This is a genomic window from Sphingomonas hankookensis, assembly GCF_022664465.1.
Taxonomy (GTDB): Bacteria; Pseudomonadota; Alphaproteobacteria; order Sphingomonadales; family Sphingomonadaceae; genus Sphingomonas; species Sphingomonas hankookensis.
Map to the genome: position 1 here is coordinate 394801 of NZ_JAKREV010000002.1, position 15987 is coordinate 410787.

15 protein-coding genes are annotated in these 15987 nt (G+C 68.4%); 3 read left to right on the forward strand and 12 right to left on the reverse strand.

What is annotated here, in order from left to right; translation table 11 throughout:
• Positions 1-31: 31 nt before the first annotated feature.
• From MF610_RS07225 to recR, 3 genes are all read right to left on the reverse strand, one after another.
• Positions 32-1456, reverse strand: coding sequence for a DNA recombination protein RmuC (locus MF610_RS07225; RefSeq protein WP_242194355.1), 1425 nt, complete (start codon positions 1454-1456; stop codon positions 32-34).
• A gap of 234 nt (positions 1457-1690) precedes the next feature.
• Positions 1691-2215: a peptide deformylase gene (gene def, locus MF610_RS07230; RefSeq protein ID WP_242194357.1), complete on the reverse strand. Its 525-nt coding sequence runs from the start codon at positions 2213-2215 to the stop codon at positions 1691-1693.
• 31 nt (positions 2216-2246) lie between these two features.
• Positions 2247-2843, reverse strand: coding sequence for a recombination mediator RecR (gene recR / locus MF610_RS07235; protein ID WP_242194358.1), 597 nt, complete (start codon positions 2841-2843; stop codon positions 2247-2249).
• A 54-nt stretch (positions 2844-2897) separates the two neighbouring features.
• Between recR and fmt the strand changes: the two genes are divergently transcribed.
• Together fmt and truA are read left to right on the forward strand one after the other, a co-directional pair.
• The gene (gene fmt / locus MF610_RS07240; RefSeq protein WP_242194361.1) at positions 2898-3803 is read left to right on the forward strand and encodes a methionyl-tRNA formyltransferase; all 906 of its coding nucleotides are present in this window, start codon (positions 2898-2900) and stop codon (positions 3801-3803) included.
• Positions 3800-4588 carry a tRNA pseudouridine(38-40) synthase TruA gene (truA, locus tag MF610_RS07245; protein WP_242194363.1) on the forward strand — a complete coding sequence of 263 codons (789 nt, stop codon included), beginning with the start codon at positions 3800-3802 and terminating at the stop codon, positions 4586-4588. The genes fmt and truA overlap by 4 nt, the downstream gene beginning before the upstream one ends.
• A 75-nt stretch (positions 4589-4663) precedes the next feature.
• On the opposite strand, the gene MF610_RS07250 is transcribed toward truA, so the two are convergent.
• From MF610_RS07250 to MF610_RS07290, 9 genes are all read right to left on the reverse strand, one after another.
• Positions 4664-5866, reverse strand: coding sequence for a class I SAM-dependent RNA methyltransferase (locus MF610_RS07250; protein WP_242194366.1), 1203 nt, complete (start codon positions 5864-5866; stop codon positions 4664-4666).
• Positions 5857-7233, reverse strand: coding sequence for an NAD(P)H-hydrate dehydratase (locus tag MF610_RS07255; RefSeq protein WP_242194368.1), 1377 nt, complete (start codon positions 7231-7233; stop codon positions 5857-5859). Before MF610_RS07255 ends, MF610_RS07250 begins: the two co-directional genes overlap by 10 nt.
• Entirely contained in the window at positions 7230-7625 is a 396-nt protein-coding gene (locus MF610_RS07260; protein WP_242194369.1) for a hypothetical protein, read from the reverse strand. The genes MF610_RS07255 and MF610_RS07260 overlap by 4 nt, the downstream gene beginning before the upstream one ends.
• Before the next feature lie 119 nt (positions 7626-7744).
• The gene (gene ilvD, locus MF610_RS07265) at positions 7745-9466 is read right to left on the reverse strand and encodes a dihydroxy-acid dehydratase (protein ID WP_242194371.1); all 1722 of its coding nucleotides are present in this window, start codon (positions 9464-9466) and stop codon (positions 7745-7747) included.
• Between the two features lie 9 nt (positions 9467-9475).
• Positions 9476-10195 (reverse strand): N-formylglutamate amidohydrolase, encoded by a 720-nt coding sequence (locus tag MF610_RS07270; protein ID WP_242194373.1) that lies wholly within the window; start codon positions 10193-10195, stop codon positions 9476-9478.
• Positions 10192-10926, reverse strand: a complete 735-nt coding sequence (locus tag MF610_RS07275) for an enoyl-CoA hydratase/isomerase family protein (protein WP_242194375.1) — start codon at positions 10924-10926, stop codon at positions 10192-10194. Before MF610_RS07275 ends, MF610_RS07270 begins: the two co-directional genes overlap by 4 nt.
• Positions 10927-11075: 149 nt before the next feature.
• Positions 11076-11903, reverse strand: a complete 828-nt coding sequence (locus MF610_RS07280; protein ID WP_242194377.1) for a 4-(cytidine 5'-diphospho)-2-C-methyl-D-erythritol kinase — start codon at positions 11901-11903, stop codon at positions 11076-11078.
• 5 nt (positions 11904-11908) lie between these two features.
• Positions 11909-13465, reverse strand: coding sequence for a tetratricopeptide repeat protein (locus MF610_RS07285; protein WP_242194379.1), 1557 nt, complete (start codon positions 13463-13465; stop codon positions 11909-11911).
• A 13-nt stretch (positions 13466-13478) separates the two neighbouring features.
• A complete protein-coding gene (locus MF610_RS07290) occupies positions 13479-15140 on the reverse strand; it encodes an electron transfer flavoprotein-ubiquinone oxidoreductase (RefSeq protein WP_242194382.1) in 1662 nt (553 codons plus the stop codon).
• A 118-nt stretch (positions 15141-15258) separates the two neighbouring features.
• On the opposite strand from MF610_RS07290, the gene MF610_RS07295 reads away from it, so the two are divergent.
• Positions 15259-15975, forward strand: coding sequence for a uracil-DNA glycosylase family protein (locus tag MF610_RS07295; protein ID WP_242194383.1), 717 nt, complete (start codon positions 15259-15261; stop codon positions 15973-15975).
• The last annotated feature ends 12 nt before the right edge of the window (positions 15976-15987 follow it).

Sequence of the window (15987 nt, forward strand, 5' to 3'; positions counted from 1 at the left end):
CGGCAGGTACAATTACGATAAGAGTGGATAATTACTCCGCCGCCGCTTCCTCCGCGTCGGACCGATCCTCGACCGCTTCCTCGGCAGCGGCGATCGCGACGGCCAGCTTGGTCAGCGGGCGCGGTGACTGTTCGACCACCGGCAGCGGGTCGATCGACTTGCCGCCGGTGTCGATGTTGAGCGTCTCGAACCGCTTGGCCGAGGTCATCACCTGCGATTCGAGGCTACCGACGAAGGCGTTGTAGGCGGTGTTGGCACCTTCGAGGTTCTTGCCGAGCTTGGCGACATGATCGCCCATCTTGGCCAGACGCGCGTGGAGTTCGCGGCCCAATTGGCCGATCTGTCGTGCTTCGCCGGCCAGCTTTTCCTGCCGCCACACCGCCGCGACGGTGCGGGCGATGGCGATCAGGTTGGTCGGCGTCGCGATCAGCACGCGGCGGTCGAAGGCATAGTCCCACAGGTCCGGCGCATGTTCGAGCGCGGCGGCGAGGAAATGTTCGCCCGGCACGAACATGACGACGTAATCGGGCGTATCCTCGAACTGCGACTGGTAGCTCTTGGCGCCGAGCGCGTTCACGTGGTTCTTCATCGACGCGACGTGCGCGGTCATGAACGCGGCGCGCTCGACCTCGTCAACCGCACCGTGCGCGTCCTGATAGGCGTTGAGCGATACCTTGGCGTCGATGACGAGGCTCTTGCCGCCGGGCACTTTGACGATCGCGTCGGGGCGCAGCCGGCCTTCGCCATGGTCGACCGACACCTCCATCTGGAAATCGGTATGTTCGGCAAGGCCGCAGGTTTCGAGCACGTTGCGCAGCTGCTGTTCGCCCCAGCGGCCGCGTGCCTTGGGGGCGGAACGCAGCGCGTTGACCAGCTTGGCCGCTTCGCTCTTCACCGATTCCTGGCCGATGCGCATCGCGTCCATCAGGCCCTTCAGTGTGCCGTACGCTTCCTGCCGCTCGCCCTCGACCTTGGTCATGCTGGCTTCGTAGCGCTTCAGCGTCGCCTCTACGGGAGCGAGCAGCGCCTTCAGCTTCATTTCGTTGGTGTCGCCGGCCTGCGCGAAGCGTTCGTTGGCGCGTTGCAGGAACGCCTTCTGCGCGCCATCGAGCATGATCTGCGCGGTTTCGCGGAACTGCCCGGCCATCGCCTCGCGCGCATCCTTGAACTCGGTCAGTCGTTCCTCGAACGCGGCGGCATTGGCCTTGAGCGCGGCATGGTCGAGCAGCAGCGCATCGCGGTCACCGCGGATTTCTGCCAGTTCCTCGCGTAGCACAGGCACTTCCTTGGCGCGTTCGGTGGCCAAGGCCAAATCGGCGATCGCCTGCTTGAAATCGTCCTCGCGGCTGTCGCGCTCCTCGCGCAGCGACTGGACCTGCCGGCTGCCCATCAGCCAGCCGATCGCCAGCCCCGCGAGCAGGACGGCGGCGACGATGACGATGACGAGCGGGTCCATGCGATACTCCGGAAGGAACGGAGTGGGAACCTACCCGCGGGTCGTTCGGGGGACAAGGCGGCGGGGGTTCGGTTCGTCGCGTTGCGGCGACGAGTGCGCGGGATGCCCTTGTCGCCAGCCCCGCCAAGGAGCGTCACCCCAGCGCAGGCTGGGGTCTCTCGCGGTTGGGGTACCGTGCTCTCACCGGGAAACCCCAGCCTGCGCTGGGGTGACGGTTGCGGCTAAGGAGCAGCTCTACGCCGCCTTACGCGCCTTGTTCAGTTTCTTGATGACCATGTCGCGCTTCAGACGCGACAGATGGTCGATGAACAGAACGCCGTTCAAATGATCCATCTCGTGCTGGAGACAGGTCGCCATCAGCCCGTCGAGCCATTCGTCATGGCTTTTGCCCTGCTCGTCGAGCCATGTCACGCGGCAGCGTTCGGGGCGGACGACGTCGGCATATTGCTCGGGGATCGACAGGCAGCCTTCCTGATAGGACGACAGCTCTTCCGACACTTCCTCGATCACCGGATTGACGAAGGCGTGCGGCGCCTTGACCGGCTTGCCCTCTTCATCCTCTTCGTCCTGCAGGTCGATGACCAGCACGCGCTTGGGCACGGCGACCTGGATCGCGGCGAGGCCGATGCCGGGGGCGTCGTACATCGTCTCGAACATGTCGGCGATGAGCGTCTTGACCTCGTCGGTTACGTCCTCGACGGGTTCGGAGACGAGGCGGAGGCGGGGGTCGGGAATTTCGATGATCGGAAGAATGGCCATAACGGCTGGGTAGGTAGCATATTTTCCGCGGTCAAGCGACGGGGCGTCGTGCCCGCAGCGCCTGTGCCAGCGTCCCTTCGTCGAGATAGTCGAGCTCGCCGCCGACCGGCAGGCCGTGGGCGAGCTGGGTCAGGCGGACCGGATATTTCTCGATCCGCTCGGCGATGTAATGCGCCGTCGTCTGCCCCTCCAGCGTAGCGTTCATCGCCAGCACGACCTCGTCGATGCCGCCCGCCGCGACGCGGGCGACGAGCGAATCGATCGCAAGGTCGTCGGGGCGTACCCCCTCCAGCGCCGACAGGCGCCCGCCCAGCACATGGAAGCGGCCGGGGAACAGCCGCGCGCGGTCGAGCGCCCACAGATCGGCGACCTCCTCGACCACGCACAGTGCGCGGTCGTCGCGGCGGGCATCGGTGCAGATGGCGCAAGGGTCAGTGGTGTCGACATTGCCACAGGTCGAACAGGTCGCCAGCGTCCGCGCTACGCGGTCGAGCGCGATCAGCAGCGGGTCGAGCGCCGCCTCGCGCTTCTTGACCAGATGCAGCACCGCCCTCCGTGCCGAACGGGGGCCGAGACCGGGAAGGCGGGAGAGCGCCTGGGTCAGCGCGTCGATTTCGGGAGAGGCCATCGCCGCCTAAGATAGGGGGTTGCACGGGCGGACGCTACGGTGTCGAGAGGGGCCATGCGGATCATCTTCATGGGCACGCCCGACTTTGCGGTGCTGATCTTACAGGCGTTGGTCGATGCAGGGCATGACGTCGTCGCGGCGTACAGCCAACCCCCGCGCCGGGCCGGGCGGGGCAAGGCGCTGACCTCCTCCCCCGTCCACCGGCTGGCCGAGTCTCTGGGGATCGAAGTGCGCACGCCGGAGCGGCTACGCCACCCCGTCGTGCAGGCGGACTTCGCCGCGCTGGACGCCGACGTCGCCGTGGTCGCCGCTTACGGGTTGCTGTTGCCGCAGGTGGTGCTGGATGCGCCACGGCTCGGGTGCCTGAACGTCCACGGATCGCTGTTGCCGCGCTGGCGCGGGGCGGCGCCGATTCAGCGCGCGATTCTCGCCGGCGATGAAGAGACCGGCGTCGGCATCATGCAGATGGCGGCGGGGATGGATACCGGGCCGGTACGGCTGGAGGGACGGACGCCGGTCGCCGGCAAGACCGCGGGCGAACTGGCCGGGGAATTGAGCGCGATGGGCGCGCGGTTGATGCTGGAGGTACTGGCCGACCCCGACGCCTACCCGCCGGTCGCGCAGGCGAGCGAGGGCATGACCCATGCCGCCAAGATCGACAAGGCCGAGGCGCGGCTGCGCTTCGACGGCAGCGCGGTGCAGGCCGAGCGGCAGGTGCGCGCGTTCAATCCGGCGCCGGGGGCGTTTTTCGAACTGAATGGCGAGCGGGTGCGGGTGCTGGCGGCGGAAGTCGTGGACGGTGCGGGCACGCCGGGCGTCACGATCGACGATGCGCTGACGATTGCCTGTGCCGAAGGCGCGTTGCGGCCGACCTTGGTTCAGCGCGCCGGGCGCGGGGCGATGACGCCGCGCGAACTGCTGCGCGGCTTCGCGATTCCGGCCGGCACCCGCGTCGCATGACCCGCTTCGCTTTGACCGTCGAATATGACGGTCGGCCGTTCGTAGGGTGGCAGCGCCAGTCCGAAGGGGCGAGCGTGCAGGGTTCGATCGAACGCGCACTGTTCGAGGTTACCGGCGAAACCGCCGCGGTCCACGCCGCCGGCCGGACCGATGCCGGAGTCCATGCCACGGCGATGCGGGCGCATGTCGATGTCGCGAAGCGAATAGCCCCGTTCCGGTTGATGGAGGCGCTGAACGCCCGGCTGCGGCCCGATCCGGTCGCGATCCTCGATTGTGTCGAGGTGGCGGACGACTGGCATGCGCGCTTCTCGTGCGTGCAACGGGCCTATGTCTATCGCATCGTCTGTCGCCGGGCGCCGTTGACCCACGCGCTGGGGCTGGCATGGCGGGTGCCGCAGGAACTGGATACGGTTGCGATGGCCGCGGCAGCGGCGCGACTGGTCGGGCGGCACGACTTCACGACGTTTCGCTCGGCGCATTGTCAGGCGGACAGCCCACTGCGGACGCTCGACTGGCTGGAGGTGGTGGCACAGGGCGAGCAAATCGCGATCCATGCCGCTGCGCGGTCGTTCCTGCACCATCAGGTGCGGTCGATGGTCGGCTGCCTCGCTATGGTCGGACAGGGCAAGCGGACGCCCGACGATCTGGCGGATATCCTCGCTGCGCGCGACCGGGCGGCGCTGTGGCTGAATGCGCCACCCGACGGATTGTTCTTCGCCGGCGCGGAGTATCCTGATGAGAAACACTCTGCACCCGTCCTGCCCCAAACCGTCACCCGAGCATAGACTGGGGTCTCCGACGGCTCCGGCGCTACTCCATCACCGGGAGATCCCAGCCTTCACTGGGAGGACGTACGCTGCCTATCGCACCAGCCGCGCCACTAGTTCGACATGGGTCGACCAGCGGAATTGCCCGACCGGCCGGACCCAGTCGATGCGGTATCCGCCTTGCACCAATGTCTTAGCATCGCGCGCGAAGCTGCTGGGATTGCAAGAAACATAGGCGATCACCGGCACCTTCGCCTCGGCCAGCGCCGCCGCCTGTTCACGAGCGCCTGCGCGCGGCGGGTCGAGGATCACGGCGTCGAACCGGTCTAGTTCAGCGGCGGTCAGCGGGCGGCGGAACAGGTCGCGATGGTCCGCGACGACCGGGCGTCCGACCCGCGCCGCGGCGAGTTTCAGCGCCATGATCGCTTCGCGCCCCGCCTCCCCGGCATAGGTCCGCGTTCTCGTCCCACGCGACAGGGTGAAGGTACCGAGCCCGGCGAACAGGTCGGCGACGATCCCCGCCCCGGCGACGGCTTCGTCGACCGCCGCGATCAGCGCCGCTTCGCCGTCGCCGGTCGCCTGCAGGAAGCTGCCGGGCGGGAACGGCACGGGCACGCCGCCCAGCGTCACCGTCACCGGTTCGGGCTCCCAACGAGCCTCCGCACCCATGCCGTCGTCGATCGACAGGCGGGCGAGGCGCTGATCCTGTGCGAAGGTCGTTAGCGCTTCGGCGGCGGCAAGGCCTTCGGCCATCTGGCCGATCAGCAGGACGTCGACGCCCTGATCGACGCGCGCGAGGTGGATATCAGCGCGGGTACGGTCCTTGAGCGCGGTCGCCAGCAACCAGCGCAGCGGCGCGACCGCGGCGAACAGCTCGGGCAGCAGGACATGGCACTCGCGCAGATCGACGATGCGGTGGCTGCCGCTTTCGGTGAAACCCAGCGTCACCTGCTTGCCGCGGCGGTCGGCGTGGAGCGTCGCGCGGCGGCGGGTCTGCGGCGCGGACAGGATCGCCGGGCGGACGGGGGCGTCGAGCGACTGCGACGCCAGCGCGCCGCGCACGCGGTCGGCGACGAAATCGGCTTCGCTCGACAGGTCGAGATGTTGGAGCCGACACCCGCCACATTCCGGAAAATGGCGACACGGCGGTTCGGCATGATGCGGGCCGTAATCGATCGATCCGTCGGGCAGCAGACGGTCGCCCGGCGCGGCGAGCGGGACATGGACGCCATCGCCGGTTACGCCTTCGCCCCGCGCCGCCACGCGGACGATCACGTCTTCGTCGCTCAACGACATTCGGCGACCGCCTGTCCAAGGTGATCGCTCAGGGCATCGGCGACGAATGCCGCGCCGGCCAGCTGCGCGGCACGGCCGTGCAGCCATACCGCCTGCGCCGCGGCATCGGCGCCGCCGGGACGCAGACGTGCGGCGAGGATGCCGGCCAGCACGTCGCCGGTGCCGGCGGTCGAGAGCCATGACGATGCGTGGGGGGCAACGGTGACGGTGCCGTCGGGGGAAGCGATCACGGTATCGGGGCCTTTGTGAACGATGGTGGCGCGCGCCTGTAGCGCAGCTTGCACCGTGCGGTCGATCTTGTTGCCATCGCCCTTGCCGAACATACGGGTGAACTCGCCGCCATGGGGGGTGAGCCAGGTCGGCGCGCTGCGGGCGGCGATACGCGCGATGCCGGCCGGGCCGAGCAGCGAGAGCGCGTCGCCATCGATGACGAGCGGCGCTGTGCACGCAAGGGCTGCATCGACTTTGGCGATCGCGGTATCGTCACGGCCGAGGCCGGGACCGACCAGCACCGCCGCCAGTCGTTCGTCGGCCAGATCGTCGAGCGGGCGGTGGACGAGCGCGTCGGGGCCGCCCTGCCCCCTGTCACCGGCCAGCACGACATAGCCCGCACCGGCCGACAGCGCGGCACGCGCGGCGAGGCGGGTGGCGCCGGTCATGGCGCCGGACAGAACCGTGACGAGGCCGCGGGTGTATTTGTGGGCGTCACGGGCGGGAGCGTCGATGCACGGGCGGGCGATCGTGCGCGGCGTTTGGGGCAGGGTCAGGTCGAGGTCGGCGAGCAGGACATGGCCGCAGCGTGCCACCGTATCGCCGACGACATGCGCGGGCTTGAGTGCACCCAGCGCGATCGTCAGGTCGGCGCGGCCACCGCCTCCGAACTCGTGGACCGCGTCGCTGTCGACCCCGCTTGGTACGTCGATCGCGATGGTGAACGCGTCGCGCGACAGATGGGAGAGACGATCGGCGATGACCGAGTCGAGTGCGCGCGACAGACCGATGCCGAACAGGCCGTCGACAAGGATCGGGCGAGGCTCAGCGTCGTTCATCTGATCCACCGGCCCCGGCCAAGCGGCGCGCATTCGGGCGGCAACCCCCTCAGCCCGGCCAGGCAGCGCAGCCACCCTGACGTCCATTCGCCATTCGTGCAGAAGCCGTGCGACAACAAAGGCATCGCCGCCATTATTACCGGGGCCTGCCAACACCAGTATCGGTCGACCAAAGGCAATGCGGCGCACCTCTCGCGCCACTGCCAGCCCTGCGCGTTCCATCAGCGCGCCCTGATCCACTCCACCCGCGAAAGCGGCGGTCTCCGCTGCCCGCATCTGCTCGGCGCGAAGGATCAGTGCGCCGCCGGGAAAGATCATCGCGCGACGGGACCGACCGTCGCGGGCAGGCGATAGCGCGCGCCGCCGATCGCAACCTCGATCCGGTTGTCACCGATCACGGTGACTTTTGCCGCTTCCGATCCGTCGGCGGCGACCACGCCGCGACCGTCGCGGGTGATGCGCAGCCGGTGGAAACCGCCATTCGGCTGGCGCAGGGTCAGGATGGTTTCGTCGCCATCGGCGGTGCGTTCGATGGTGCAGTCGGCGGCAAAGGGTGCCGCCGCGTCGGACGCACATTCGATCCGGCCGGCATCATCGGCCGCGGCGCGCTGCTCTGCCTCGACATTGGTGAGGACGGTCGGGTCGGGCTTCGGATCGCACCCGGCGAGCAGCAGGGGGAGGAGGAGCAGGCGTTTATCGAATCCGGTCATAGGCGATCGATACCACAGGTGGTCGCGCGCCGTATCGCTGTTGGCGACCGCGGCTCTCCCAACTGGAAACGCCGTACCCCGGCAAAAGCCGGGGTACGCTCAGGCGTGGCAACCAGCCCTCAAATATCGGCGTAGACGTGCCGCTCCGCCTTGGCGCCGGGATGCGTCACCGCACCCTGATACGCCGGGCCGACCGTCTGCGAATAGCGCCACAGCGCCCCCGCCTGATAGTCGTTGACCCGCGGCTGCCACTTCGCGCGGCGGTCCGCCAGTACGCCCGGGGCGACGTCGAGGTCGATCGTGCCGGCATCGGCGTCGATGGTGATGATGTCGCCATCCTCGACCAGCGCGATCGGGCCGCCTTCGGCCGCTTCGGGACCGACATGGCCGATGCAGAAGCCGCGCGTGCCGCCCGAGAACCGGCCGTCGGTGATCAGCGCGACGGTCTCGCCCATGCCAAGGCCATAGAGCGCGGCGGTGGTCGACAGCATCTCCCGCATGCCCGGACCGCCCTTGGGCCCTTCGTAGCGGATGACGAGGACGGTGCCGTCCTTGATCTCGCGCTTCTCGACCGCGGCGAAGGCGTCTTCCTCGCAATCGAACACGCGGGCGGTGCCGGTGAACTGCAGGCGCTTCATACCCGCGACCTTCACGATCGCGCCGTCGGGGGCAAGCGTGCCGCGCAGGCCGACGACGCCGCCGGTCGGGGTGATCGGCGTCTTGACGTCGTAGATGACCTTCTGGTCAGGATTCCACGTCACCTCGTCGATATTCTCGCCCAGCGTCTTGCCGGTGACCGTCATGCAACTGCCGTCGAGCAGATCGTTGGCAAGCATCGTCTTCATCAGCATGTAGACGCCGCCGGCCTCGTACATATCCTTGGCGACATACTTGCCGCCGGGCTTGAGGTCCGCAACGTAAGGCGTTGATTTAAAAGCTTCCGCCACATCGAACAGGTCGAAGTCGATCCCCGCCTCGTTCGCCATCGACGGCAGATGCAGCGCGGCGTTGGTCGAGCCGCCGGTCGCCGCCACGACACGCGCGGCGTTGATGAACGCGGCGCGGGTGGCGATATCGCGCGGGCGAAGGTTCAGGCGGACCAGCTCCATCACCTGCTTGCCGGCGGCGATCGCGATCTCCTCGCGACTGCAATAGGGCGCGGGCACCATGTTCGAATTGGGCAGCGACAGGCCGATCGCCTCACCGACGCACGCCATGGTATTGGCAGTGAACTGACCCCCGCACGCGCCATGGCCCGGACAGGCGACCTTTTCCAGCGCGGTGAGATCGTGGAGCGGACAAGTGCCGGCGGCATAGCGGCCGACCGCCTCGAACACGTCGACGACGGTCACGTCGCGATCCTCGAACCGGCCGGGCAGGATCGACCCGCCATAGACGAAAATCGACGGCACGTTCAGTCGCAGCATCGCCATCATCATGCCCGGCAGCGACTTGTCGCACCCGGCAAAGCCGACCAGCGCGTCGTAGCAATGGCCGCGGACCGACAGTTCGACCGAATCAGCGATGACCTCTCGGCTGACCAGCGAGGACTTCATCCCCTGATGGCCCATGGCGATGCCGTCGGTGACGGTGATGGTGTTGAACCGGCGCGGCATGCCGCCGCCCGCCACCACGCCTTCGCGAGCGGCATCCGCCTGAAAATCGAGCGTCGTGTTGCACGGCGCGCTGTCATTGCCGGCCGACGCCAGCGCCACGAACGGCTTGGCGATATCCTCTTCGGCGATGCCCATCGCGTAATAATAGGAGCGATGCGGCGCGCGTTCGGGGCCGACGGACACGTGGCGGCTGGGCAGCCGCGATTTGTCGAAAGTCTGGGTCATGGCGACAGCCTATTGCGCAGAGGATGCTTCCAACGCAAGTCCGTTGCGCACGGTGGCAATCGTTGACGTCAATATGCCGCACCACTCCGCCACGCCGGCGGGTTCGGCGATCAGGTCGTTGCGGATTTCAATCGAAAGCGACGCGATGCCCTGCCCCTCGGCGTGGCGGTTAAGCGTGGCGTTGAGGATGCGGCCCGAATAAGGTTCTTGATCGCCCGTCACAATCCCTTGCCCACGCAGGTGATCGATGGCGAGGCGGGCGGCGCGGTCGTCGCGGCCGTAGAGGACGCCTGCCTTCCATGGGCGCGGTTCGCCACCGGTTTCGAGTTGCGGCGTGAAACTGTGGATCGCAACGATCAATCGCGGACGGTCACGGCGGACCTGCGCGCGGATCGCGGCGTGATAGGGCGCATGGAAGCGGGCGATGCGATCCGCCCGGTCGGCCCCAATATTGGCGGGAATGGCGTGGCCGTCGGATATTTCGGGGATCAGGCCGGGATGGTCGCTCTGGCGATGCAGGTCGATCACCAGCCGCGATATGGTGCCAAGGATCGCGGGGGCGTCGAGCGCGGCGGACAAGGCGCGAGTCAGCGGCCCCGCACCGATATCGACGCCGACGTGCAGCGATAGGAGCTGCGGCGGAATCGCGACGTCGCCGGGCACCCAGGCTGAGGCATGGTCGCACAATAGCAGCAAGGCCGTGTCGCGGCCGGAGAGATGTTCGGTCATCGGAACACCGGCGCGCGACGTTCGCGGAAAGCGGCGAGCCCTTCCTGCAGCTCGGCGCCACCGAACGCGGCGTCGAACCGAGCCTCACCACTGGCTACGCCGTCGACCGCCTGTTTCAGTCCGCGGACCGCTTGGGCAGCGTTGGCGGCGATGCGCTCCGCCAGCGCCTGCACCGCCGTCAACGGGTCGCTGCTGCGCTGTTGCACCAGCCCGATCGCCAGCGCGGCATCGGCATCGATCGCGTCGCCGCTGTACAGCAGCCGCGCGGCATGCCCCCGCCCGACTGCGGCGACCAGCCGAGCGACGTCGGCCGGTGGATAGAGGATGCCGAGCCGCGCGGGTGGCACTGCGAAGCGCGCACCGTCACCGGCAATGGCAATATCGCAGGCGAGCATCAGCGCCACGCCCGCCCCGAAACACCCGCCATCGACCGCGGCAATGACCGGCATCGGTAGCGCGGCGATCCCCTCGATCGCGGCGGACAGCTGTTCGCGAAACGCGGTGCGGCGCGCGGGGTCGCGTTGCAGTTCGCCAAATTCGGCGATGTCGGCCCCGGCGGAAAAGATGCCCGGTTCGCGCGAAGCAAGGATGACCGCGCGGGCGTCGGAGGCGGCGAGGTCGGCGACTCGCTCTACCAGGGTACGCCAGCCACTCGTCGGCAGGGCGTTGCGCGCCGCCCCCCGGGCCAGCCACAGCGTGGCGATATCGCCGTCCATGGTGCAGTCGATCATAGGGGGTAAGTGGGCGGCGTCCGAAGAGACCGCCCACGGACGATCCGCTCCCGGCGTACGATCCGCTTGTGTTTCCCTACAAGGACCGTGCCATGCGTCATGTCCAGCGGATGCCGCCCCGCCCTGTTCCGCTTCGGGACGACCGCCTGTCACGCGAGTTCCGTTTCGAGACACCACCAGCCTAGCTGGGCTGCACCGATTGTGGCAGCGGCAGTGGCGCGGTCCTCGACCCGGTCGAACAGCGCGAAGCAGGTCGCGCCCGACCCCGACATGCGCGCCAGCGTCACGCCTTCGGCCGCAGCCAGCAACGCCAGCACCGCGTCGATTTCCGGGGCCAATGCCCGTGCCGGCGGTTCGAGGTCGTTACGCCCCGCGAGCGCGATCGCCAGCGCATCGCCCTGCGGCAACGGACCGCGATCGATCCGGTCCCATGCGGCGAAGACCGCGGCGGTCGACACGCCGACGCCGGGATTGACCAGCAGCACCGGCAGGTCAGGCGCATCGATCGGCGTCAGCCGCTCGCCGCGCCCGCGCCCGATCATCGTGCGGCCGGCGAGGCAGGCGGGAACGTCCGAACCCAGCCCCGCGGCGATATCGAACAGCGCCGGATCGTCGAGCGGCACGCCGGACAGCTTCGCCATCCCGCGCAGCGTCGCGGCGGCGTCGGCCGATCCGCCGCCGATCCCCGACGCGACCGGCAGATGCTTGTCGAGCACGATCGACAATGGCTCGCCCGGTCCGAAGCTGCTGCGAAACGCATCGCGGGCACGGGTGACCAGATTGTCGCCCTCCCCGCCCAGGCCCCCGGCGAACGGCCCGATAATGGCAAAGCCGTCACGCTCCGCCGGAGTCAGCCGCACCGTGTCGCCGTCGCGGACGAAGGCGAACAGCGTCTCCAGTTCGTGATAGCCATCGTCGCGCCGCGCACGGACGTGCAGCGCGAGGTTGAGCTTGGCGGGGGCGGGTTCGACGATCATCGCGGTCAGCGATGCGACGAAGCGGGCCCGTTCGCAAGCTTGCTCGCCAAACGCTGCGCATCGGCGCCGTCCGCTGCGACTGACGCTGCCGCCCAGGCATAGCGTGCCTCGACCCGGCGACCGGTCGCCCAATATACGTCGCCGAGATGCTCGTTGATCTCCACATCATCGGGTGCCTGCCGCACCGCGCCCTCTATCAGGGGCAGCGCGGCGGTCAAATTGCCGGCACGATAGCGCGCCCAGCCGAGCGAATCGGCGATCGCCGGGTCCTTCGGTGCCAGCGCATGGGCGCGTTCGAGCATGCGCGTCGCCTCCACGACATTCTCGCCATGGTCGACCTGCGCATAGCCCAGATAGTTGAGCGCGACCGGCTCCTGCGGGGCCAGTTCGACCGCGCGGCGCAGCATCGGCAGCGCGCCCGTCCAGTCGCCCGACTGGTCGAGCGCCGCGCCGCGTTGCAGGTACAGCGTCCAGTCCGCCCCCTGCCCCGCCTGCGCCAGCGCACGGGAATAGGTCTGCGCGGCCGCGGCCGCCTCCCCGGTTTCGAGCTGGAGGTCGGCATAGCGGCGCAGCGTCGCAGTCGTCGCGCCGGGGCTTTCGGCCTGGATGCGGGCCAGCGCCAGCGCGCCGGGCACGTCGCCGGACCGCTGGAGGATGACGATGCCGAGCGCATTGGCGCTCCCCGCGAACGGATCGCCCGCCGGGACCGCTGCCAGCGTCGCCTTCGCCTCGGCGATCGCATCGTCACGGGCGAGCGCGTCGGCCAGCGCGATGCGGGCACGGGCGTAATCCGGGTCGAGCAGCAGTGCCGAGCGGGCAAGCATGATCGCGAGCGATTCGGTGCCCTCCGCCGACAGGTCGCCGGCCATGCGCGCGAACAGGCGAGACACGCCGAACCGGGCGTCGCCCTTGCTGCCGCGACCCAGTGTCTCGGCGGCGCGGCTGAGCACCGGATCGTCGCCCGCCAGCAGTGCGCGCGCGGTATCGCGCTGTCCGGCGCGGGCGAGCAGTTGCGCCGCGTTCAGCCGGAAATCGGCGTCGCCCCCGGTCGCGGTCAGCAGGCTGCGGGTGGCGGCAATGCCCTCGCTCGTCTGTCCGGTCGCCAGCAGGCGCAGCGCAGCATTTTCGGCGGCATAGCGGCGCGGGATCGGACCACCATCGACCGCGACCGGCGGCGCGGGCAGATCGACCCAGCTCGCGAGCGACGGTCCCAGAAAACCGAGCGGTGATTCCGCCAGCCGACCAAGCGCCGTGCGTTGCGCCGCCGTATCGCGTGCGATCACCGCGTCGCTGAACGCGAGAATGTCGAGATCGGGCGGCGCCACGTCGGCGGCGCGCAGGACCGCGCCGGCCCGCCTTGCGAGCGGCAGGTCGCCACTGGCCAGTGCCTGCCGCAGCGCGCGCACCGCGATGACGGGATCGTTCGGCTGCGCTGCCAGCGCCTCGGCATAGCCCTGCGCGGCCACGGTAACGGCGCCATCGGCATCGGCGGCGCGGGCACGGACATAGGCGGCAAGCGGGGTGGTTGCCGCCGACGCCGGTGCGGCCACCAGCGTCGCCACGATCAATCCCAGGCTACATATTCGGATAATTCGGTCCTCCGCCGCCTTCCGGCACGACCCAGTTGATGTTCTGCGTCGGGTCCTTGATGTCGCACGTCTTGCAGTGGACGCAGTTCTGGGCGTTGATGACGAATTTCGGGCTATCCGTTTCTGCCCCCACGATTTCATATACGCCCGCCGGGCAATATCGTTGCGCGGGTTCGTCATAGAGCGGCAGGTCGTATTCGACCGGCACGTCGGGGTCCTTCAGCGTCAGGTGGACCGGCTGATCCTCCTCATGATTGGTGTTCGACAGGAACACCGACGACAGCCGGTCGAAGCTGAGCACGCCATCGGGCTTGGGATAGGCGATCGGCGTCACCTGATCCTTGCGCCACAGGCTTTCGTGATCGGGGTGGTGGCCCATGGTGAAGGGCATGCGCAGCCCCCAATGTTCCGCCCACATCGTCGCATTGGCGATGCCCGACCCGACAAAATCGCCGAATTTCTTGACGAGCGGCACGACGTTGCGGACCCCGCGCAACTCTTCATAAACCCAGCTCGCCTCGTACGCGGCGGTATAGGCGGTGAGTTCGTCGCCGGTGCGCCCGTCGCGCACCGCAGCGAAGGCGGCCTCGGCGGCCATCATCCCCGACTTCATCGCGGTATGGATGCCCTTGATCCGCGGTACGTTCAGGAACCCGGCCGAACAACCGACCAGCACCCCGCCGGGGAAGGTCAGTTTCGGCACCGACTGCCACCCACCGTCGTTGATCGCGCGCGCGCCGTACGACACCCGCTTGCCGCCCTTCAGGATCGCGGCGATCGCCGGATGGGTCTTCCACCGCTGCATTTCGTGGAACGGCGAGAGATAGGGGTTGCTGTAGTTCAGCCAGGTGACGAAACCGAGTGCGACCTGCCCGTTCGCCTGATGATACAGGAACCCGCCGCCGTTGCTGCCGCGCGTCTCGCTGAGTGGCCAGCCCTGGGTATGGATCACGCGGCCGGCGACATGATTCTCCGCCGGGATGTCCCACAATTCCTTGATGCCCAGACCATAGACCTGCGGCTGGCTGTCCTTCGCCAGGTCGAAGGTGCGAATGATCTGCTTCGACAGGTGACCGCGAACGCCTTCGGCAAAGAAGGTGTATTTCGCATGGAGTTCGAGGCCCGGCTGCCAGTCGGGCTTGCGCGTGCCGTCGCGGGCGATGCCCATATCGCCGGTCGCGACGCCCTTCACCGACCCGTCGTCGTGATACAGGATTTCGGCGGCGGCGAAGCCGGGGAAGATTTCGACGCCCAGGCCTTCGGCCTGTTCGGCCAGCCAGCGACACATATTGCCGAGCGACCCGGTATAGGTGCCGGTGTTCTGCATGAACGGCGGCAGGATGCGGTGCGACACCTCGCTGCTGCCGGTTTCCGACAACAGCCAGTGGTGGTTCTCGGTCACCGGAACCTCGGCCATCGGACAGCCCATGGTCCGCCAGTCGGGCAGCAATTCGTCCATCGCGCGGGGATCGAACACCGCGCCCGACAGGATATGGGCGCCGACCTCCGACCCCTTTTCCAGTACGCAGACGGCCAGTTCGTCGCCCGTTTCCGCCGCCATCTGCTTCAGCCGGATAGCCGAGGACAGACCGGCAGGGCCCGCGCCGACGATCACGACGTCATAGGGCATCGATTCCCGTTCGCTCATTCTTTCATCCTCTCGGGGGCGCCGCACCGCCCATACTCGTCGCGTGGGCGACACGCCCTGTCCTTCCGATTGATTCGGGCAGATTGACGGGGAGGTCAAGGCAGTGCCTTAAGGAGCAATGGGGGCGGACCAGCATATTCAGTGGCATGATGCCGCCGCGAGCGCGCTCGAATGGTGGCATGACGCCGGTGTCGACACGCTGGTCGAGGACGAACTGCGCGACTGGTTCGCGACCCCGGCCCCGCCCGCCCGCCCGCTTGCCGTAACGTCGACGCCGGTCGCCGATCTGCCGCCCGACACGCTGGAGGCGTTCCTGACATGGCGGATGGGCGATGCCGCGCCCGAAGCGGGATGGAACGCGGTGAGCGTACCGGTAACCGCGCAAAAAAATCCGCCGCTGATGATCCTGACCGACCTGCCCGAGGCGGATGATTCGGGCGATAGCGGCTGGATGACCGGCCCGGTCGGCGCATTGCTCGACCGGATGCTGACGGCGATCGGCGAAACGCGCGAGGACGTCGTCGTTGCCGGGATCGCCCATGCCCGCCCGCGGACCGGGCGCGTGCCCGCCGATGCGCAGGAGGCGCTCGACGATCTCGCCCGGCGCCTCGTCACGCTGGTCGGGCCGGCGCGGCTGCTGCTGTTCGGTGCCGAACCGTGCCGGGCGATGCTCGGCCCCGATGGCACGCGCGGTGGTTTACGAACGCTTAACCATGACGGCCTAACCTGTCCCACGATCGCTACGTTCCACCCGCGCTTCCTGTTGGAGCGGCCGTTGGCCAAGGCGGAAACGTGGCGGCACCTGCAGTTGCTTATCAGGGATACGACCACGTGAAGCTGACCCCAC

Coding starts and splice junctions, on each gene's coding strand:
- MF610_RS07225 (WP_242194355.1), bottom strand. CDS start 1,456: ATGGACCCGCTCGTCATCGTCATCGTCGCCGCCGTCCTGCTCGCGGGG.
- def (WP_242194357.1), bottom strand. CDS start 2,215: ATGGCCATTCTTCCGATCATCGAAATTCCCGACCCCCGCCTCCGCCTC.
- recR (WP_242194358.1), bottom strand. CDS start 2,843: ATGGCCTCTCCCGAAATCGACGCGCTGACCCAGGCGCTCTCCCGCCTT.
- fmt (WP_242194361.1), top strand. CDS start 2,898: ATGCGGATCATCTTCATGGGCACGCCCGACTTTGCGGTGCTGATCTTA.
- truA (WP_242194363.1), top strand. CDS start 3,800: ATGACCCGCTTCGCTTTGACCGTCGAATATGACGGTCGGCCGTTCGTA.
- MF610_RS07250 (WP_242194366.1), bottom strand. CDS start 5,866: ATGTCGTTGAGCGACGAAGACGTGATCGTCCGCGTGGCGGCGCGGGGC.
- MF610_RS07255 (WP_242194368.1), bottom strand. CDS start 7,233: ATGATCTTTCCCGGCGGCGCACTGATCCTTCGCGCCGAGCAGATGCGG.
- MF610_RS07260 (WP_242194369.1), bottom strand. CDS start 7,625: ATGACCGGATTCGATAAACGCCTGCTCCTCCTCCCCCTGCTGCTCGCC.
- ilvD (WP_242194371.1), bottom strand. CDS start 9,466: ATGACCCAGACTTTCGACAAATCGCGGCTGCCCAGCCGCCACGTGTCC.
- MF610_RS07270 (WP_242194373.1), bottom strand. CDS start 10,195: ATGACCGAACATCTCTCCGGCCGCGACACGGCCTTGCTGCTATTGTGC.
- MF610_RS07275 (WP_242194375.1), bottom strand. CDS start 10,926: ATGATCGACTGCACCATGGACGGCGATATCGCCACGCTGTGGCTGGCC.
- MF610_RS07280 (WP_242194377.1), bottom strand. CDS start 11,903: ATGATCGTCGAACCCGCCCCCGCCAAGCTCAACCTCGCGCTGCACGTC.
- MF610_RS07290 (WP_242194382.1), bottom strand. CDS start 15,140: ATGAGCGAACGGGAATCGATGCCCTATGACGTCGTGATCGTCGGCGCG.
- MF610_RS07295 (WP_242194383.1), top strand. CDS start 15,259: ATGGGGGCGGACCAGCATATTCAGTGGCATGATGCCGCCGCGAGCGCG.